Annotated in this window: 12 protein-coding genes; 5 read left to right on the top strand and 7 right to left on the bottom strand. The window is 64.5% G+C overall.

Annotated features, from left to right (window positions below):
- Positions 1 to 5,870: 5,870 nt before the first annotated feature.
- From trxA to AC1DKQ_RS05740, 5 genes are all read right to left on the bottom strand, one after another.
- Positions 5,871 to 6,197: a thioredoxin gene (trxA, locus tag AC1DKQ_RS05760; RefSeq protein ID WP_018775302.1), complete on the bottom strand. Its 327-nt coding sequence runs from the start codon at positions 6,195 to 6,197 to the stop codon at positions 5,871 to 5,873.
- 40 nt (positions 6,198 to 6,237) lie between these two features.
- The gene (gene trxB / locus AC1DKQ_RS05755) at positions 6,238 to 7,194 is read right to left on the bottom strand and encodes a thioredoxin-disulfide reductase (RefSeq protein ID WP_476918439.1); all 957 of its coding nucleotides are present in this window, start codon (positions 7,192 to 7,194) and stop codon (positions 6,238 to 6,240) included.
- 260 nt (positions 7,195 to 7,454) lie between these two features.
- A complete protein-coding gene (locus tag AC1DKQ_RS05750; RefSeq protein WP_476918438.1) occupies positions 7,455 to 9,017 on the bottom strand; it encodes an ABC transporter substrate-binding protein in 1,563 nt (520 codons plus the stop codon).
- Between the two features lie 171 nt (positions 9,018 to 9,188).
- Complete coding sequence (murJ, locus tag AC1DKQ_RS05745; protein ID WP_476883070.1) at positions 9,189 to 11,252, bottom strand: murein biosynthesis integral membrane protein MurJ; 2,064 nt, start codon at positions 11,250 to 11,252, stop codon at positions 9,189 to 9,191.
- A gap of 71 nt (positions 11,253 to 11,323) precedes the next feature.
- Positions 11,324 to 11,872, bottom strand: a complete 549-nt coding sequence (locus AC1DKQ_RS05740) for an NUDIX hydrolase (protein WP_377984281.1) — start codon at positions 11,870 to 11,872, stop codon at positions 11,324 to 11,326.
- Positions 11,873 to 12,043: 171 nt separating this feature from the next.
- Between AC1DKQ_RS05740 and AC1DKQ_RS05735 the strand changes: the two genes are divergently transcribed.
- The 5 genes from AC1DKQ_RS05735 (at position 12,044) to AC1DKQ_RS05715 (ending at position 18,194) form a co-directional block, all read left to right on the top strand.
- Positions 12,044 to 13,522 carry a CCA tRNA nucleotidyltransferase gene (locus tag AC1DKQ_RS05735; RefSeq protein ID WP_476883068.1) on the top strand — a complete coding sequence of 493 codons (1,479 nt, stop codon included), beginning with the start codon at positions 12,044 to 12,046 and terminating at the stop codon, positions 13,520 to 13,522.
- Positions 13,523 to 14,107: a histidine phosphatase family protein gene (locus AC1DKQ_RS05730; RefSeq protein ID WP_377984279.1), complete on the top strand. Its 585-nt coding sequence runs from the start codon at positions 13,523 to 13,525 to the stop codon at positions 14,105 to 14,107.
- Between the two features lie 675 nt (positions 14,108 to 14,782).
- Positions 14,783 to 15,016 (top strand): hypothetical protein, encoded by a 234-nt coding sequence (locus AC1DKQ_RS05725; protein ID WP_476883067.1) that lies wholly within the window; start codon positions 14,783 to 14,785, stop codon positions 15,014 to 15,016.
- Between the two features lie 254 nt (positions 15,017 to 15,270).
- Positions 15,271 to 16,749: a glycosyltransferase family 87 protein gene (locus tag AC1DKQ_RS05720; RefSeq protein ID WP_476918437.1), complete on the top strand. Its 1,479-nt coding sequence runs from the start codon at positions 15,271 to 15,273 to the stop codon at positions 16,747 to 16,749.
- Positions 16,746 to 18,194, top strand: coding sequence for a phytoene desaturase family protein (locus AC1DKQ_RS05715; RefSeq protein WP_476918436.1), 1,449 nt, complete (start codon positions 16,746 to 16,748; stop codon positions 18,192 to 18,194). The genes AC1DKQ_RS05720 and AC1DKQ_RS05715 overlap by 4 nt, the downstream gene beginning before the upstream one ends.
- On the opposite strand, the gene AC1DKQ_RS05710 is transcribed toward AC1DKQ_RS05715, so the two are convergent.
- Both AC1DKQ_RS05710 and AC1DKQ_RS05705 read right to left on the bottom strand, forming a co-directional pair.
- A complete protein-coding gene (locus AC1DKQ_RS05710; RefSeq protein WP_476918488.1) occupies positions 18,191 to 18,934 on the bottom strand; it encodes an ABC transporter ATP-binding protein in 744 nt (247 codons plus the stop codon). The genes AC1DKQ_RS05715 and AC1DKQ_RS05710 overlap by 4 nt on opposite strands.
- Positions 18,935 to 19,037: 103 nt before the next feature.
- A complete protein-coding gene (locus AC1DKQ_RS05705) occupies positions 19,038 to 20,138 on the bottom strand; it encodes an ABC transporter permease (RefSeq protein ID WP_476918435.1) in 1,101 nt (366 codons plus the stop codon).
- Positions 20,139 to 20,208 lie beyond the last annotated feature (70 nt).

Raw genomic sequence — 20,208 nt, 5'->3', positions numbered from 1 at the left:
AAGCAGTCATCATGGTCCCATCCCTGTGTCCATAGAGCGCCTACTCCGGTGTCCCCCATCCATGTTTCACGTGAAACAGGATCGGCCAGGCTACTGTTTCACGTGAAACAGAACCGGCCGGTTGAAGCCAGGACACTCATCTATCCGGGACGCCGAGGGACAAGAAGTTGTTGATGGTGGCGAATGCGCTCGACGGGTGCCGGTCCTTCGTCCCAGCCGTCGACGGCCGGCGTCGCTGGTTTCCGCCAGGCCTGGCACTCCTACTGGCAATGGCCCTGGAGTTTTTGCCTGGCAATTCAGCTGCGAACAGGCGGAGCACTGCAGCCAGGCGGTCGACCGATTGCAGATGATCTTTCAGATCACCACGGGCTCCGTCGGAAAGGGTTTCGCCTCCCAGGGGGAAATGCCCAGCTCGGTGTAGTGGCACCTGCCCATGCCCGGTCCGTCGACTGGTCCCGGTTCGATCAGACCGCTCAATTCCCGCAACCAGAAGTAGGCAGAAACAGCGCACGATGCATGAGGCTCTGGGGATCGCCGTAAGCCCTCGGTAGGAGCTCAAACTTTCGGCGGCGGCAACCCTCCCGCAGGACCAGGATCCATCTGCAGTCGCGGCATCCAAGTGGCATCCCGTGGCGCCATTAGGGACGCTGGCGGACGCCCCGATTGCGCCAGCTGGGACTCCCCCGACTGATCGAATGAATGCCAAATGGGCCCAGCCGCAGAGCACCGGTGTGGCGGAAACGTGATGTGGAGGGGGTTTCCGTCCAGCGCGGAGCGTTGCCAGAGTGCCGGCACCCTCTGCATCCAGTTGTTAGTCGTTGAAGCGCTCTCCGGAAGGCAACTGCGGAGATTCGAATGCCATGATTCTGACCTGGCGGTGATGGTGCCACAAACTCCCTGGACGTGGGTGCCCCGGCTATGTGCCCTGGCATCTGTCCTCGACACACTCGGTGGTCCGCCAACGGTCTCCTATCCGAGGACTGGGAGACGCTGCCACGATGCGTGGGGCCGCCGCCTTGGCCGGTAGTCATGGGCATCGCTGTCGGTCTGGGGGCTGCAATGTGGACTCGATACGGATATTGATGTTGCGCCGACCCCGTACTAGTACCCAATCCTCGTAGTGATGCGGCGGCGCTTCCCCACGGGAAGCCGGACAAGGCCGTCCGGCAGTACGCAGTTCCCATCCTTCCACCTCCCCCGACGGCCCGCTGACCGTACCGAATTCATCAAGGTGCCACATGTCATTTCATCTCCGACGCCAGATGCGGTTCGAGTCTGTTGTCAGGTTATTTAGGTCAGATTTCTCCCGCATCTCGGCACGGCAGCACGCTGGCAACTCGGCATCGCGGATCCTCGGCGCGTCAGCACGTCGGCAACGCAGGATAGCCCGCAACGCAGCACAGCCCGCAAACACGGGACACGATCACAGGACACGATTGGGAGTGACTGGCGAAATGCGGCACGGCAACACGCGGTGCAGCGGCCGGTTCGCTGCGTGGCTCCCCCACCGAGTTCGCCAACTGTGCCCTGCCTGTCAGCCTCCGCTGGACTCCGGGAGGGTTCAGCGCGAAGTTGATTCAGCCACTCCCCGCTTTAGGGAAACCTTGGAGGCCCTTCCAACTGCAGGAAGGGTGCATGGGGTTCGCAGCACGATGCCGAGGAAATCGTGTGTGGAGATCGCATCCGTGCTGCGTCGATTCGTATTGCGGATCGGCGGCGCCTGGAGCGGAATCAGCCAAGCCGGCATGGTCTGATGCGCTGGGGTCCTCGTTAGCTGCCAGGGAGGGAAGTACCCGGCGTCCTCATCACGTCCACACGGACGAGGTTCCACTGACCGTGCGCGCTCGTACTGTAAGCGGTGGTCTGGGCGTAACCTATCCTAAACCCAGTCAGACGCGCACGTCGCGACCTGGTGCCACCGGAGGACCGGCTCACTGCCGGCGCCGGAACCTCGGTGGGGACTGCAATCCCCAGGTGTCACGGGCGAATGGCCATCCGCGTCATGGACGGTCCTCACGTTCGATACTCGGGACGACGACTGTTGGTCCGCGCTGGCTCCAGCAGTCCGGAGGCTTCGTGGCTTCACCGCGCCGGAAGGAGCTCAACCACCGGCCTTCGTTCCGCCGGCCACGCCCGGCACCATCGCGACATGGACGACCGGACTGGCCGGCAATGAAGATGGCCGGTGATCATGCATAGACAATAAGCCGGCTAACGGTCCTTGCGTGGACACGAAGTCGCTGTATTCGAGGCGCGTAGACGAGCCAGCTTCACTGCACCCGGCGTCCCCCTCGGTGATACGGTCCCCGAGTGTGTGTTGACGCCGGTCAGCGGTGCTCCGGTGCAGCGGTACACCCATGCGACGGCGGTCCGGTCACTATGAGACTTGGCCACGAGACGGATTACCGAAGCCGAGAGCCCAGAAGGGGAGCAACTCCGCTCCGCTAGTGCCTCGAAACTTCGGGCACGAGGTGCCGGCGCTGCTTCGGCTGGCAGGTGGATCGAGTGATGAATGGTCTCGTTGTCCAAGGTGAAGTCGCTATGGTCAACGGGCCGGGCACTTGCAAACTGCGCTCCAAGGGGCTGAGTTGTGACTGCTGAACGGTGCCATAAGGTGCTCTCGGAGTCATCCACTGTCCCTGCTCTTCCGCCGACCCCGGTGGATAGAGCGGTGGATATCGCGGTGGATATCGCTGTGGATAACTTTGTGGATTAGTTTCGGACTCAATCCCGGTGGATCGGGCTGAGTGGGACACGGGCCATTGTCGTGTAGTCCGCCTCGATGGTCCTATGGGCGGCCGTGTTCCGTTTCACGTGAAACATGATCGTCCGTTGCAGGGACGGGGTCGAAAGCGTTAGTGGGGACGTACCAAATCGCCGTCCTAGGGTTAATTTTTCGGTCTTCAAGACTCTTTTTGTCTCCGGATCGACGGTGCTCTGATTCGTTCTACGCGGCAGGACCAATGCACTGCAGGCAGCCGGTCAATTGGTTATCGCCGGAGGGCGCGACGACGTTCGCGGGACGCCAGTGCGGGGGTGTGAATAATCTCTCATGGCCTGTGGATAACCATGTGAATAACTTCTGTCGAGAACGTAGTGGATATCTTTGACGCGATGGTTCCTGCCGGCTCCTGGAGGTGCAGGACGTGCGGGTATGGCGTCTGTTGTTGACCTCAATTTGGCTAATCGAACAGCTGCAGTGAGGGCACATTTCTTGACTGCTTGTCCTCCGGGGTATGTCCCAGGGCAGTCTGGAATTGCTCATGAACACGGAGCGATCAAGGATCTCCTTCCGAGGGAACCCGCACTGACTGCAGCCGGTGGTTCCGCGAGAAGCGGCAGGGATGAGGACGTCCGAGGTGCCGCAGCACCGACCGCGGTTCGAAAAGCGACGCCCTGAATCGAACCCGGGGTTGAGGAGAATGTGCACGCCTCCTATCCAAAGAACGAAGAACCGCGGGTGCTCGACGTGGCTCAGAACCGCCATCTAGGCGGTCCGCTCTTCAGCAGGCAAGGAAGAATGGCTGGCTGGGGCGCGGGTAGGTGGAGCGTTGCCATTGCGCCTGAGGGCGAGCTCGAGGCCGAACATGACCGGATGTTGGCTGTCCGGTTCAGCAGACCTGAGCAGAGTCGACAGACGAGGTGCGACGAACGGGCCGAGGTATGAACCGTCAAGAGAGTCGAGGAGCTGGCGGCGAATGGGCCGGAGTCTGAATCGAGATGAGAGTCGATGAGCCGGCAACAAACGGGCCGGACTCTGAACCTGGCCGTTGCCGAACGATCCCGGGACGCATAAGTCACTGACGGGGACACGGGACTGAAAGAACTGAAGGGTTAGTCAGGTCCGCTGCCGGTTCAGCCGCCGTTGAAGCGGTTGCGGACCTAGCCGGCGAGGCCCGTCTTCGCCCGAGGTCTGTGCGGCGGGCAAACAGTCGGTGGGAAAGGAGCTCCGCCCTCCGCATCCGAGCTGTCGTGGAGTGCCTGCTAGGCACCGCCCGTGGACTGAACCGGCGGGGACTGACTAGGAGGCTTTTCGCCGGTGCCTACCGCCGACTCACTCCAGGATTCGACCGTCGGTGTCCGGACTGGTCGTCGAATCACGCACCATTTGCGAGATACCAGTACGCGCGGGGGTCCCCTCGTGGTTCTTTCCGCAGGTCCTGGTTCAGTCGAATGGCGGCTGACCGCGCGGCCGGCTGCGCTTCGCTGCCCTGGCAATCTATGGTGGTAGGCACCCAGACCCTTTCATGTGCACTGCCGTAGGGTGAGATGAATCAGCTATTCGCCTGAAGGCAGGGAATCGGCCCGGCCAAGCCGAGAGTTCACACCTGCCCAACGGATATCCCGGCTGCCTAGTCATTGGGCGGCCGGCGGGCCCTGGAAATGTGGCATTCCTCCCCCACCAGGACCCTACAATCCAGGTCTCCGGCGACTGCGTCCCCTTAGACTGATTCGAATACGTGGCCATGTTTCACGTGAAACCAGGTGCTGCAGCTGGCACTGATCGCGGTGATCGTACGCGAGGAACAGAAATAGGAAATGGAGGGAATTGAGCCCGCAGATAATCGAGCGGTTCCGCCGGAAATGAACGACATGAAACGTGCGGCTTCGCCCATTTATCTTTGAGGAGTTCTGCAGGACAGTAGCTGCACCCCCAAGTAGGCCTCTCTCTTGGCGGCTAGAGAATACGGCTCGAAGTCCAACAGGGACGAAAGTGACGCTCCTTCTCTCATCTGCCTACTGAACAAGATGTTGGGATAGGCGTACGAGCGACTATCTAAGAGTCAACTGTCAGTTCAGCATGCTGGCCGCGGGAGTTCTCTTCGCGGATCTCGGTTTCACGTGAAACATCGTGGCAGCTCTCCTGATCTTCGCGCGGGAAGCACCAGTATGTTTCACGTGAAACAGCGGCGCCCCTTGCTTGGCCAAATCCCGAATGAGGCGTCAGACGGACGTTTCACGTGAAACATCGGTTCTAGGATTTCCCGAGCCGCCCTCGTGGCTGGTGGCAGGCGGCAGCGAGCAAGACATCACCGGTGAGCCTGGATGAAGCCCAGGACCTGACTGGTCGGTCCGGAGTTCGAGGTGCGTTAGGTGTTTGGCCCCGATTTTCGCCCACGTACCCAATTTGGCTCGGCTTCCCATAATGAACCGCGCATTTTGGTGGCGTCGTAATGTGGGGACGCCGCCACGAGTGTCGCCTTGTGGCCGCATAGGGCGCGATCCAGCCAACAACATCTGACCGTATGCAGTCGTAAGTCATTGATGATGAGTACAGCAGCCGTCGAGAATCTCGACAGCCTCCGCCCTGATCTCGAATCTGTTCGGCCTTTGCGCCATCTCCTCCGCCGAATCCCGTTCACTAGAATCTCGCGTCTGGATTCGATGTTTCACGTGAAACCGTCCAGGCTTTGTACGTCCTCCCTCACCAGGGGGCCGTGCAGCTGTGGCTGTGGCTGTGGGTAAGGCCAAACCAGGGCCGCGCCTGCGTTTGTCCCAACATTTTACGTTTCGTGAAAACGCCCTCGTCGGCACAAGCAAAAGCGAGTCCCCGGTCAGCATGTTTCACGTGAAACGCGAGTTTGATGGCGACCACGAAAACCGGCGATCCAAGTCCGGGCCAAACTGCCCAATTGCAGCGCTACCCCGCGCCCGATGCCGCACGTCAGCATCCCAACTGCGGCCGGCCAACAAAGTTTCGGCGCGAACGGCGAGCGGGCAGAAAATTACATCGTCAGGCAACCTTGGAAATTTGTGCTCTCAATTCGGAAGGGATTCCCTCTCGATCCGGGCATTCCAGCGCCTCTCAGTGATCGAGGATCAGAACAAAAAATGGCCCCCACCAAAGGCGGGGGCCATTTTCAGTCAGCCTAGGACAGCACGTCTGCGAATTCCTTCTCAAAGAACTGCTTGGGCCGGGCGCCGATAACGGTGCTCTTGACCTCGCCGCCCTGGAACAGGTAAACGGCCGGGATGGAGGTGATGCCGTACTCGGCTGCGATGGCCGGGTTGTCGTCAACGTTCACCTTGACCACATCAACCTTCTCGCTGTACTCGACCGAGATCTCGTCGAGAATCGGCCCCAGCTTGCGGCACGGCCCGCACCATTCGGCCCAGAAATCGACGATGACCGGCTTCTCGGAGGCCAGTACGTCAGTGCTGAAGCTGGCGTCAGTTACATCTTTTGCGTTGCTCATTGCCTTTGTCTCTCTTCCGTTGGTTGCTGCTGCACGCTGCTTAGGCGTGGAAATCTGCGAGATAGTGCTCGACGTCGAGGGCCGCCACACAACCGGATCCGGAAGCGGTGATCGCCTGGCGGTACGTCGGATCGATCACATCACCGGCGGCGAAAACACCCTGGATGCTGGTCTTGGACGTGCGGCCGTCGACCGCGATGGTTCCCTCCGTGGTCAGTTCGAGCTTGCCCTTGACCAGATCGGTACGGGGATCATTGCCGATTGCAACGAACACTCCGGTTACCGCCAGCTCGGTTTCCGCGCCATCCAGGAGATTTTTCAACCGCAATCCGGTGACTTTGTCCTGACCCAGGACGTCCTCCACGCCGGTGTTCCACACGAAGCTGATCTTCTCGTGGGCCAAGGCGCGGTCAGCCATGATCTTTGAAGCACGGAGGGTGTCGCGGCGGTGCACAACGGTGACGGTCCTGGCGAACTTGGTGAGGAACAGGGCCTCTTCCATGGCGGAGTCGCCGCCACCGATTACCGCGATGTCCTGATCCTTGAAGAAGAAACCGTCGCAGGTTGCACACCAGCTGACACCGTGGCCTGAAAGCCGCTTCTCGTTCGGCAGTCCGAGCTCACGGTAAGCCGAGCCGGTGGAGAGAATGATGGAGCGGGCCTTGAAGGTCTCCCCCGTGCCGATGGTGACGGTCTTGACGTCGCCGTCGAGGTCCAGTTCGGTGACGTCCTCGAACTGGATCTCCGTGCCGAAGCGTTCGGCCTGCTTCTCGAAGTTCTCCATGAGATCCGGGCCCATGATGCCGTCCGGGAACCCCGGGTAGTTCTCCACATCAGTGGTGTTCATCAGTTCACCGCCGGCCGTTACCGAGCCTGCCAGGAGCAGCGGCTTCAGGTTCGCGCGCGCCGTGTACACCGCTGCGGTGTAGCCTGCCGGGCCGGAGCCGACGATGATGACATCACGTACTTCGGAGGCAGTGTTTTCTGCGTTGCTCACTGAACGGTGAACCTCTTCCTTTGTCGATGCGCCCGCCTCTATGGCCGGCCACATGGCACAACTATTGCCGGGCATTGAATATTCCGGCCGAAATGGGCGTCACGGAGCGACACCACTACTCAGGGTACCGGTTTGCCGGGGCCGGACAGGGCCCCGGTTACAGGACGGCGACCGCACAGGGCCGCGACTGTACAGCCCGCCACCGAACAGGGTCGCTACAGAGGGCCGCTACGGAACTGGTCTACTACGGAACTGGTCTACTACTGAACCTTGATCTCGGCCAGGCGGAGGCCGTACCCGTAACGGGTCTTGGGAGCGGCGAGCTTGGGAAGCGTCTTGATGGACACGATCACGTATTGCGCCGTCACCGGTTCGGCCAACGGCATGGTCAGGTCCGGAGACGTGAAGCTGTTGCTGCCAATCTGTTTCGCGCCGTCCAGGGACGGGCTGTCATTGGTGAAGACACTGATGCTGCCGCCGGAGGCGCCGAGTTGGCTCAGGGTGACGGAGGAGACCTTGGAGGGGTCTTTCAGTTTGACGACGAGCGGGACCTCGGAAGCCAGTCCGCCCCAGTCTTCCGTGGCGAATTCCATATCGGACCAGAAGCTCGCGCCGTTCCCGTCAAAGGTCTTGACGAGGTCGGAATCGTAATTTCCGGCGAAATCGAAGTTGCCGAGTCGCGTCACGCCCTCGATGACGGGCGGTCCGGCGACCGGTGCCTGGCTGGCGGTCGACGTCGGCTGTGCGGTGGTCTGTTCCGGTGCGCTGGACTGCGCGGAGGAGGCGGCGGTGGTCTGAGGGCCGCTCTTGAAGAGGCTGCCAAGGTTGCTGACCGCGAAGATGAGGCCTACCACCAGCACGACAGCCAAGAGGCCGCCCACCAGCCAGCGCATGGAGCGCGGCTCCCGGTTGGGCTCGTCTTCGTCTTCGTACTCGTACTCGTCCACATCCTCATCGACGGCGGCACGTGCCGAGGCGGGGAAGTTGCCTGGAGCCCGATCCGCGGTGTCGAAGCCGGCTCCGGCCACTCCTGCGGCTGCTGCTGCGCCGCCGTGGTGCTCGAGGCCACGCTGGTCGTCGCCGGTGTAGTCGCCGTCGGACCACAGGGAAACTTTAGGTGCCGCGGCGGTTGCCGGCTGCTGCGCTGCCGGCTGGGCCTGGCGGGACGCCTGGCCGCCCTGGACGGGCTGCGGCGCCGTCGTGTGTCCCGCGGTCTCCTGCGGTGCGGTGGTGGGGGCCTTTTGGGCCCTGGCGGCAGCTGCTGCCGCTCCGGCCGCCATGCCAGCCGCGGCGGTGGGAGCCGACGCGGGGCGGGACGGTACTCCGGCGGAGGGCCCCGCGGGGGAAACCGGCGGTTGTCCGGCTGCAGCCTGGGTCTGCCCGTAGTCGATGTACCCAGCGTCGACTTCCTCGTCGTCGTAGAGCCCGTCGTAGGTTTCGGGCTCGTGGGAGCGGGCCTGCCCAAAGATTTCGCTGCCCAGGGTGTCCGTGAAGAAGGGTTCGACGTACGGCGGGTTGGATGACACCACAAGATCCAGGAGATCCGCCGCCGAGGTGTGGTTGGTGATCAGGTACGTGGTGGAATCGCTGACGCCAAGGTCAAGGATCTGCACGCTGCCGGGACGTTCGCCCGTGGCCACTTCGCGGGCACTCTGGGCCACCTGATCGGCGTTGCCCGGGCCGGCGACGAGGATGCTCACGGGACGGTTCAGCACCTGGTCCACACCGTCCAGCACCAGATCCTGGTCATGTGAGGTCAGTACGGTGGCAGTGACCTTGTAACGGCCACCGAGTACTGATCCGACATCGATCGGGTGGGACACGGGCTCCTCCTAGACTGTCCGGGACCTGCCGACGTGGTCACTCTGAGAGCGACCGTGTGCCCTCCGGTAAGCCGGTTGACCGCTGGTCCGCAACTTCCCTTGTTAGTCTTCGATCCTAGCCGATGCTCTGTCCAGGCCGCGTGAGCACGGTGGTTTGAAACGGGGCCGGGCTCATTTTTTCTTTTTCCGGCTGAACGGGAAATAGGGGTTGTGACCGGCCGGGCCCTGGTATGTCCGGCGGCCCGGCAAGGGAGCATCGCCCCGGCCCAAACCGCCTAGAGCGGTACTGGGGAGGTCCTCGGCCGGCAGATATCCGCCCTCAGGACCGGATGGACGCCCGTAAGGGAACGAGTCCTCTTCCCGGATGTCGGGGCCGACGCGGAACGACTCGGCGTCGAACTCACCGGAGATTCGCGGAATCAGACCTGTATCCACCGAGATGGTGGCCCGCTCCGGTGCCCTTCGCACCTCCGGTACGCCGCCTGCCTGCGGCTCAGCGCCCGCCTCGGTGGCCGGCCCCGCGGCGCGGCGCCGGAGCCGCCCAAGCAGAGGCTGCAGGAGGTCCTGCAGCTCGGTGACCCGGAAGAGCTTCAACAGCAGGAAGTAGGCGGCCATCATGACGGGACCGACGACGACGATCGTCACCAGGGCGGCGAGCCGGTCGCTCCAGGCGTAGCCGTCCGGGTTGTAGCTGCCCAGCATCCACAGGGCCACGGCTCCGGCCAGGGCGGAACCCAGGGCCGCGTAGCCCATGCGGATGTAGGAGCTGGCGATCCGAGGTCCGTCCAGGTGACCCAGGAGCCGGCGCAGGAACGTCGCGCTGACGATCACGGAGAGGATATTGCCACCGGTATAGAGGATGGCGATGGCGAAGATGATCTGATCGAAAGGCAGGAACTGGATCGCGAACGCGGCCGCCACATTGACCAGCGCCAGCACCAGCTGGATGAAGAACGGCGTCCGGGCGTCCTCATTGGCGTAGAACACCCGCGACATCATGAAGTTGGCGCTCATGAAGGGGGTGCTAAGGGCCAGTATGGTGAGGGTCTGGGCCAGCATGACGCCGTCCTGGCGCACGTTGCCTGAGAAGAACATGCCCAGTGGTCCGGCCAGCGCAAAGAGCGCCAGTGCACCGAAGACGGTTGCCACGGCCATGGTCCTCAGCCCGTGGGAGAGGGCGTTGCGCAGCGCAACCCGGTCCCCGTCCTGTGATGCCCGGGTCATCCGGTTGAACAGTACTGTCGCCAGGGACAGGGCAATGATGGAGTGCGGAAGCAGATACAGCTGGCTGGCCACCTCCAGCACGGCATTACCCGGAATCGTCGCTGCCGCGGGGTCCCCTGCTTGTTGGAGGCGGAGCCGCTCCGCGCCCGGGATTGTGGCGATGCGCATGACGTAAAGGAATGCCAGCTGTCCCACGGCCGCCGTCGCCAAGGTCCAGACGCTCAGCTTCGCGGCATGGCCCAGCCCCACCCCGCGCCAGCCGAAGCGCGGCCGCAGCCCCAGCCGGAGCCTGAACACGGGAATGAGCAGGACGGCGGTCTGGGCGACGACGCCGATCGTGGAGAACCCGGCCACGAGGATGGTCTGGAAGGACCCCCAGTTGTCGATCGTGTGGGGATTAACGGCGTTGGCGCCCATGATGGCGATGAACATGCCCAGACCGGCGATCGCCACGATGTTGTTGATGATCGGCGCCCACATCGCGGGCCCGAAGGCTCCGTGGGCGTTGAGGACCTGGGTCAGCAGGGCGTAGAGGCCATAGAAGAAAATCTGGGGAAGGCACCAGAATGCGAATGAGACCGCGAGTGCCTTCTGCTGCGGCGAGTAGCCCTGGGTGGTCAGCTGAATAACGGAAGGCGCCAGCAACGTGACCAGCAGCGTGAGCACCAGCAGCACCAGCACCGCCAGCGTCAGCAGCCGGCTGATGTAGTCCGCTCCCTTGTCTGGCGCCTTGCTGGCCTTGATGATCTGCGGCACCAGAACGGCGTTGAACACCCCGCCCGCGACCAGCAGGAAGATCAGGTTGGGGAGGTTGTTGGCGTTGATGAAAGTGTCGTTGACCGTCGAGCCCAGGCCCAGGGCGGCGGCCAGCATCCAAGTCTTGGCGAAGCCCAGGAAACGCGAAACGAGGGTGCCGGCGGCCATGATGGCGCTGGAACGGGCTTCTCCGGACTGGACAGCTTTGGAATCGGCGGGGCCGGAGGGTACGGGGGTGGGTTTGGCTGATGACATCGTCTTCATCGTCTCACCCGCGCGGGGCATTAGTCGCTATCGGTGGCCGTGACCGGCCGCACCTGCGGCCTTCAGCGGTCTTCTGGGAGGACTTCTTTGGCCAGATCCGCGATGCGGCGCTCATTCGGGAAGGACAGCTTGCGGGCCAGCTCCTGGATGGGAACCCACGCGACGTCGACTGCTTCTTTATCCGGATCGTTTTCGATGGTGAGTTCCCCGCCGGTGGCCCGCAACAGGTAGTGGTGCACGGTCTTGTGGACGCGGTGCCCGCTCACGGTGAACCAGTAGTCGATGCTTCCCAGCGGTGCCAGAATCCTGCCTTCGATGCCGGTTTCCTCGGCGATCTCGCGGACGGCAGCTTCCTCGTTGCTTTCCTTGCCTTCGGGGTGGCCTTTCGGCAGGCACCACTCGAGACGGCCGCCTCGGTTGAGGCGCGCGATGATCGCTACCCGCAGGTCGGCGTCGGACATGTCCACCACGACGCCGCCGGCGGAGATTTCCTCGACGGTGGGCAGGGAAGCGTGGCCCGTGTGCTGGACAGGCGCGACATTGGCACCTATTGCCGACGGCAACGGTGCGTTTGTCCTCCTGCCGGGAGCGCTCGGTACGGGATGGGCCATGAGGTCCACTCTAACGACTCTTGCCCGCTGTTGATGACCTAAACATGGCCGGAAAGTGGACTGCCGGGAAAGTCGGCCCGCGGCGGTTCGTCTGCAATCGTGACGAACCGGCCGGATCTGTGAGGGTTCCGGTGTGGTGCTGGCGCGGTTTTCTGACAAGCTTAAGTAACTATGGCGCACGCACATCACAAGACTGACTCCCACACCGTTTCTTTCCAGGTGGATCCGGTGGTTCTGGAGCTCGGGCAGCGGTTCGTCGACGCCGGCCACGAGCTGTCCCTCGTGGGCGGCCCGGTCCGTGACCTGTTTCTGGGCCGGATCTCCCCCGACCTCGATTTCACCACCGACGCTACCCCGGACCAGACCGTTGCCCTGATCAAGAAATGGGCGGACAACTACTGGGAGATCGGGCGCGCCTTCGGCACCATCGGGATGCGCAAGGGCGACTTCCAGATCGAAATCACCACCTACCGGGCCGACGCCTACGATCCGGAGTCCCGCAAGCCGCTAGTGGCCTTCGGAACATCGCTCACGGATGACCTGCTGCGGCGGGACTTCACCATCAACGCCATGGCACTGCGGCTGCCCACGCTGGAGCTCGTCGATCCTTTTGGCGGCGCCCGCGACCTGCACGCCTCGATCCTCAATACCCCGGGACCGCCGGAAACGTCCTTCTCCGACGACCCGCTGCGCATGATGCGCGCCGCAAGGTTCGCGGCCCAACTGGGGGTGTCGGTGCACCCCGAGGTGCGCGAGGCGATGGTCCGGATGGCGGAACGGATCAGCATCATCTCGGCCGAACGCGTGCGCGATGAACTGATCAAACTCATCTGCGCCGGCCAACCGCGGGCCGGCGTGGACCTGCTGGTCGACACCGGACTCGCGGACCTGGTGCTGCCGGAAGTCTCGGCCCTGCGACTCGAATCCGATGAACACCACCGCCACAAGGACGTCTACCAGCACTCGCTCCAGGTCCTGGAACAGGCCGCCGCCCTGGAATCGAAGGCGGACGGCCCGGTTCCCGGCCCGGACTTTGTGCTGAGGTTCGCGGCGCTGATGCACGACGTCGGCAAGCCGGCCACGCGCCGCTTTGAACCGGGCGGTGCGGTGAGTTTCCGCCACCACGACATGGTGGGCGCCAAGCTGACCGCGAAGCGGATGAAGGCGCTCCGCTTTGACAACGACACCATCAAGGCCGTAGCCAGGCTCGTGGAGCTGCACATGCGCTTCTACGGTTACGGTGAGGCCGGCTGGAGCGATTCCGCGGTCCGCCGCTACATCACCGACGCCGGGCCCCTCCTGGAGCGTCTGCACCGGCTCACCCGCTCCGACGTGACCACCCGGAACCAACGCAAGGCGGACCGGCTATCCTTCGCCTATGACGACCTCGAGACGAGGATCGCGGCACTGCGGGAACAGGAATCCCTCGACGCCGTCCGCCCGGACCTTGACGGTGGCCAGATCATGGCCCTGCTCGGTCTCAAGCCCGGTCCCGTGGTGGGCCGCGCCTACAAATTCCTGCTCGAAGAACGCATGGAGCACGGTCCGCTCGATCCCGCAGTCGCCGAATCCCGCTTGCGGGAATGGTGGGCGGTCCAGCCCGAGGCGGCGCCCGCCGGCGTCGAAACTTCCACCCCTGAGGAGTCCTAAGTGTCTGCACCATCTAACGGCCCCCGCCCCCAACTGTGGATCCTGCGGCACGGCGAAACAGAGTGGTCCAAGAGCGGGCAGTACACCGGGCTCACCGACATGCCCCTCACGGTGGAAGGCGAGCAGCAGGCCGTGGAAGCGCGCAGGGTGCTCGAGACCGTCGACTTCGACCTGGTGCTGACCTCGCCCCTGCGCCGCGCCCGCCGGACCGCCGAACTCGCCGGCTACCCTGACGCCCAGCTGGAGCCGCTGGCGGTGGAATGGGACTACGGCGACTATGAGGGGATCAGCTCAGACCTCATCCGCAAGGACAACCCCGAGTACCTGATCTGGACGCACGGCGTGCCCAACGGTGAAGCGCTCGACGACGTCGCCGCCCGGGCGGACAAGATCGTGGCCCGGGTTCTGGAATCGGGCCTGGACAATGTGCTGATCGTCGCGCACGGACATTTCTCCCGCATCCTGACCGCCCGGTGGCTCGGACTCGACCCCCGCGAGGGCCGGCACTTCGTGTTGGGAACTGCCAAAGTCTGCACCCTGGGATGGGATAAAAAGACCCCGGCAATCGTGCGCTGGGGACTCTAAAGCCGGATTTTAAAACAAAGTCAAAAAAAGTTTATGAATTCGGTAGGCAACTGCCGCATTCGTAGTGTATTTTTATTTCTGACCCCAGAGCGACTTGCCGGGGTCACGGCGCGCGTCGCCCGGCCAGTCAGCCGGAGCCACGGCAGGACAGAAAAGGAGGTTGGGAAAATGATGATTACTTTGACTAGCGGATGGATGTACACCACCACCGCCACCCCGGCCTCGTTCGCTGTGCCGCGCCCAAATGTCGGACTGACTGTTTCCTGACCGCTCCCCCGTCCCAGGTAATGCAACCTGGGGCCGGCGGCAACTGGCTTCCTCCACGGAACGCCCGGTGACAGCAGCCTGAACAGGCGGAACCACGCGGTTGCGCAGCTTCCCCATAGTTCGGAACCCAGCTTCTTGTTGGGGTCTCGGCGCTACCGCGTCCAGGGGCCATTCTATCGAATAACTTCTCCGTCTCCGGAATTCCGGCTTAACTAAAGCCCTGGAATTGCGCGCTTAATTGTCGCGCCCGGAATCGGCTATTCGAATTCAATGCACTAATGGCTCTATTTGCCGCGCCCAAAATACCCCGCCCGATTCGGCCGGCCATTCCTGCCTGCCGCCTGTTTGCGCTCGTTTGCCTCATGTTTGCCGTCGGCCAGGCAGCAATCCCCCCAATGAAAGGTCCCCGTGGCTACCCCAACCACCGCTTCAACCCAGCGCGCCGCCGTCCCCGCCGTCCCCGCTGCCAAGACGCACCGATCAAGCCCCCGAGGGGAGGTAAGAACCATGATGAACAAGCTCTATACGGTCCTGTTCCGAAAGCTGGCACACCGGAAGCCGACCCGCTTCAACGGCCAACTCCTGGACCAAAGGCGAGACGACACCTTCCTCGCCATGCATCAGGCCGGCCTGATCCGCTGAGTACTGGACACTTCCGCCACCGGTGCACGGACCAACCCCGTGCACGGACCAAACCCGTTACCGGAAGGACTGTCCGCAGCGAAGGAGAACCTGATGAGTGCCATCGGAACCGATCCCAGGGAGCCCGCGCGGCGACGCGCGGGCTCCCCCTTTTAAGTCCCTTCGCCTCCCCGGATTGTGCGCGGGAGGCGATCCGACGTGCCAGGAACGCCACCGCGCCGCATGGGGCAACCGCCCCCGGTAAGCTCAAGGACATGCAGGAGACAAAGCCGCCGGAGCGCAAACGGATCCGATTGGTCATCCCGAGCCGCAGCGACCCTTTTCTCCGAAACTTCACGGAAGTGGTAGGCGGTCCTTTGGGCCAGCGCTCGGCGCCCGGGATCGTTTCGCCAGGATTCTTCACGGTGGAGCGTGTTCTGGTGATCCTCACAGTCATCGCGGCCCTGGCCGGGATCCTGCTCAAGAACTTCTGCCGCACCCACGGCTGGGAAACACCCGGACAGTTCTACGCCACGTGCTACTCGGACTTTCCGGAACTGTTCCGTAACCGCGGCCTCGGCGATGGCGCCTTCCCCTTCATCACCCAGGGAAGCCTCTTTGAGTACCCCGTGCTGATGGGGTTCATCGCGGGCGCCACGGCGCTTCTGGTCCCCGGCGCCGGCACCGGGGATCCCCGCGTCCTCGGCTACTTTGACATCAACGCCACCCTGATCGCCGCGGTCTGGATCGTCACCGTGCTGGCCACGGCACGGACAAACCGGCCGCGGTCCTGGGACGCGGCGATGGTTGCCCTTGCCCCCGGCATTGTCCTGGCCGGTGTCATTAACTGGGACATGTGGGCCGTGTGCATGCTGGCCCTGGGCATGTACTTCTTTTCGCGAAACAAGCTTGTCCTCGCCGGAATCCTCATCGGACTGGGCACGGCCACTAAGCTCTACCCCCTATTAATCCTCGGCGCCGTCCTGCTGCTGGCGCTTCGGAGCGGGCGCATCAGGGCGCTGCTTATCACTGCCGGCGCCGCAACCGCGGCCTGGCTGGCGGTCAACGTCCCTGTGGCCGCGGCAAATCCGGACGGCTGGAAGTACTTCTACCAGTTCACACAGGAGCGGCCCGCAGGCTACAGCTCCCCCTGGTTCGCCTACAACCTGGTGGCCGAACGGCTGGGCTGGAACCCGCTTGAGGCCCAAGCCATCAACTCCCTGGCCCTGGACCTGTTCCTCCTGGCCTGCATCCTGATTGGCGTCCTCGCACTGACAGCACCCCGGCGGCCCAGGATCGCCCAGTTGGCGTTCCTGATCGTGGCCGCATTCATCCTGACCAACAAGGTGTACTCGCCCCAATTCGTGCTGTGGCTGATACCCCTCATCGCCCTAGCCCGGCCCCGCTGGCGCGACTTCCTCATCTGGCAGACCATCGAAGCGCTGCACTGGGGCGCCATCTGGATGTACCTGGGGCAGGCGACCAGCGGCGGTTCGACCCAGCACAACATCGACATGCCGTATTACGTCCTGGCAGTGGTTGCCCACATGCTCGCCACCGCCTACCTGATGGCCCGCGTCGCGTGGGACATCTGGGACCCGTCCTACGACGTGATCCGCCGCCACCGGATCGATGATCCGCATGGTGGACCCTTCGATGGCGCCCCGGACTGGCTGCGGATCAATCTTCGCCGGCCTGCTACGTCCGTCGTGCCGTGGCGGAAGGGTGCCGTAGCGGAAGGCTCCCGCACATGACTGACGTCGCCGTCGTCGGTTCGGGCCCCAACGGGCTGGCCGCGGCGGTGACCATGGCGCGGGCCGGACTCAAAGTCCACGTCTTCGAGGCGGCCGCCACACCCGGCGGCGGACTCCGCACCGCCGAACTGATGGAACCGGGCCACTTCCACGACGTCTGTTCGGCCGTGCACCCCATGGTTCTGGCTTCACCATTCTTCCGCCGGTTCGAGCTCTCCCGGCGCGTGCCCCTGGAGGTGCCGGACCTCTCATACGGTTCCCCGCTCGACGGCGGCCGTGCGGCGCTGGCCTACCGTTCCCTGGACCGTACTGTTGCGGAACTTGGGCGGGACGGAGCCGCGTACCGCCGGCTGATGGAGCCACTCGTGCGGCGGGTGGAGGGAGTCGCAGACCTGACCCTGAACCAGCTGCTGCGGATTCCAGGAGATCCCGTGGCAGCCTCCGTATTCGGGCTCCGGGCGCTCGAACAGGGCTCGCCGCTGTGGAACGCGAGGTTCAGCCAGGACCTGGCCCCCGCCCTGCTGAGCGGGGTCGCCGCCCACGCCGTGGCGCCGCTGCCCTCGGTGGCCGCAGCCGGCGCGGGCCTCATGCTGGCGGCCCTGGGGCATGCCGGCGGCTGGCCTATTCCCCGCGGCGGATCGGCCGCGATTGCCCAGGCGCTGACCGCCGACATCGAAGCCCATGGCGGGGTGATCGAGACCGGGAGGCGGATCACTTCACTCGCGGAGCTGCCGCCTACGCGGGCCACCCTCCTGGATGTGGCGGCCCCCGCGCTGCTGCACCTGGCGGAGGGCAGGCTCCCGGCACGCTACCGGAGCTCCCTGGAGTCCTTCCGCTTCGGAAACGCGGCCTGCAAGGTCGACTTCATCCTCTCCGGACCGGTGCCGTGGGCGGCGCAGGGCCTCGCCGATGCCGGGACTGTGCACGTGGGCGGCACCAGGGCAGAAACCGCGGAAGCGGAGCGCCTGGTTGCGGCGGGACGCCATCCGGACCGGCCCTACGTGCTGGTCTCCCAGCCCTCGCGTTTCGATTCCCGCCGAGCCCCGGCCGGCCGGCACATCCTGTGGACGTATTGCCATGTCCCGGCCGGCTCCGCAGTGGATATGAGTGACGCGGTCATGGCGCAAATGGAGCGCTTCGCACCCGGCTTCCGGGACCTGGTGGTCGAGTTCAAAGTGACTACGGCGGCAGGTTTGGCGGCGTACGACGTGAACTTCGTCGGCGGGGACTTCGGTGCCGGCCGCATGGACCTTTGGGGCGTGCTGCGGCGGCCGGTGCTGAGCCCCGTTCCATGGCGGACGCCGCTACCCGGCGTGTATTTGTGCTCGTCCTCCACCCCGCCGGGCCCCGGCGTCACCGGGATGCCCGGCTTCCACGCCGCCAGGTATGCCCTCAAGGACATGTTCGGGCTCGGCGTTCCGGGCCTCGGCTACCGGGTCCCCTAACCCAACCGCGGGGCCCCTAATCGCGTCTCCTCAGCCGCCGTAGCAGCCATGGCGGACAGCCGTCCGTCCCGCATGCTCGCCACGGCGTCCGTGAGCGGGACGAAATCGGTGTCGTGGGTGACCATGACGGTCGCCACGCTGAACTCGTCCGTGACCTCCCGCAGCAACCGGACGATCGCCTCGCTGCGGTGGTGGTCAAGGGCCGCCGTGGGCTCGTCCACAAGCAGCACGGCTGGGTTTCCCATGAGTGCCCGGGCAATGTTGACGCGCTGGCGCTGCCCGCCGGAGAGCTGGTGGGGCCGCTTCGCGAGGGCGTGCCCGAGACCCACAAGATCCAGCAGACCCGCGGCCCGTTCGGCTGCCGCCCGGGCGGCTCCTCCGCGCAGGCGCTGGGTGATCACCAACTGCTCCATCGCCGTGAGGGAGGGCAGGAGGTTGGGCTGCTGGAAGATGATGCCGATCTTGTCCCGGCGCAGTGCGGTGCATCCGGCGTCGGGCAGTCCGCCGGCATCCTGGCCGTCGATCAGTACCAGGCCGGCGGAGGGCCGGACGAGGGTGGCGGCGACGGCCAGCAGGGACGACTTTCCGGACCCCGAGGGGCCGATCAGGGACACGAACTGCCCTGCGTGAACCTTGAGGCTCACGCCGTCAAGGGCCTTGAGGGTGCCGTCTCCGTCCGGGTACTCCAGAGTGACGTTGACCAGGTTAAGAGCGGCCTGGTTCAGGCTGGAACTGTTCAGGGCGGACTTGTTCAGCTTGGAGGCGTTCGGGACGAAATTGTTCAGTGCGGAGTTCACTAAATATGCCTTTCGAAGAATATACGGGAGGAGGGTCAGGGCCCGGTCAGTTGCCGCCGAGGGCGATGAGCGGATCTACGCGGGCCACGCTGCGGACCGCGAGGGTTGCCCCGGCTAGGCCCAGGAGCACGATTCCGGCGATGGGCAGCAGCGTGGTCCCGGGCGTAAGGAGGAACGGCGCCGCCTGGGACGCGACGACCCCGCCGGCGACGCCGGCCAGCCCACCCGCCGCGGCGCCGGCCAGCAGGACCAGGGCTGCCTGCGCCATGGCGTCCCGCAGGATGTAGCGGGCGGACCCGCCGAGTGCCTTCAGAACGGCGATGTCCCGGGTGCGCTGGACCGTCCAGACCGTCAGGAAGGCAACAATCACGAGGGCCGAGATGCCGTACAGGAACGCCTGCATCAGCAGCAGCGAGCCGTGCTCGCTCTTGTAGGAGCCGAGGGCCTGGAAGGATTCGTCAACAGTGGTGCTGACGGTGCCCGCGGCTGCGTTGGCGGCGCCCGTATCCGCCCCGGGTCCGGCGTCGGGGTCAAACGTTACGGCCAGCACCGTCGCGGCGCCCCCCGCTTGAACATGTGCCAGTTTCTGCCAATCGGCCAACGTGGTCCACACGACTCCGGTGTGTGAATACCACTGCTCCGGAACCACGGCGGTTACGACGAGTTCGGTGCCGCCCACCGAGGCGCGGCTGCCGATGCTGAGATCCAGGTCCTTCGCCAGTCCCGCTCCGACGGCGATGGTTCCCTCGGTCAGCGGGACGGGAGCCAGGGGTGTGCCGGGCTCGGTGCCGAAGACCGCAACACTTGCCGTCCGTGCCGGCACGCCTCCGGCGCCCAGCGCCTGGAAGCGGCTCTGGGTGATCCCCAAGGCGTCGGCCCGGGCGACGCCGTCGCGTGCTCTCCACTGCGCCTGTTGGGCGCGCGTGACTTCGGATTCCGTGAACGAGGCCTTGGGTGTGCTCCCGGCCGGGGCGCCGAAGACCAGCTGGTCGGCCGGGAGGGCGGCGAGGGCCGACGTCGACTGGTTTCCCAGTCCGGCCGTGAGCCCGGAAAGCATGACGAGCAGCAGCGTGATGAGCGCGACGACCGCGCCCATCAGGGCGAACCGGCCCTTGGCAAAGCGGATATCGCGGATGGCGAGATACATGGTTGTCCTTTTTTGTGACGTTTGCGGCGTTGCTTCCAGCCTTCCCTCCGCCTGGCTCCGAGGCATCGGC

Source organism: Arthrobacter sp. 05L421 (assembly GCF_056397785.1).
The sequence above is the reverse complement of the archived record's forward strand: the minus strand, read 5'-3'. Positions and strand labels throughout refer to the sequence as shown.

Bases quoted from the DNA above. Each gene is read 5' to 3' on its own strand.
- trxA (WP_018775302.1), bottom strand. From the start codon at position 6,197: ATGAGCAACGCAAAAGATGTAACTGACGCCAGCTTCAGCACTGACGTA.
- murJ (WP_476883070.1), bottom strand. From the start codon at position 11,252: ATGTCATCAGCCAAACCCACCCCCGTACCCTCCGGCCCCGCCGATTCC.
- AC1DKQ_RS05740 (WP_377984281.1), bottom strand. From the start codon at position 11,872: ATGGCCCATCCCGTACCGAGCGCTCCCGGCAGGAGGACAAACGCACCG.
- AC1DKQ_RS05735 (WP_476883068.1), top strand. From the start codon at position 12,044: ATGGCGCACGCACATCACAAGACTGACTCCCACACCGTTTCTTTCCAG.
- AC1DKQ_RS05720 (WP_476918437.1), top strand. From the start codon at position 15,271: ATGCAGGAGACAAAGCCGCCGGAGCGCAAACGGATCCGATTGGTCATC.
- AC1DKQ_RS05715 (WP_476918436.1), top strand. From the start codon at position 16,746: ATGACTGACGTCGCCGTCGTCGGTTCGGGCCCCAACGGGCTGGCCGCG.
- AC1DKQ_RS05705 (WP_476918435.1), bottom strand. From the start codon at position 20,138: ATGTATCTCGCCATCCGCGATATCCGCTTTGCCAAGGGCCGGTTCGCC.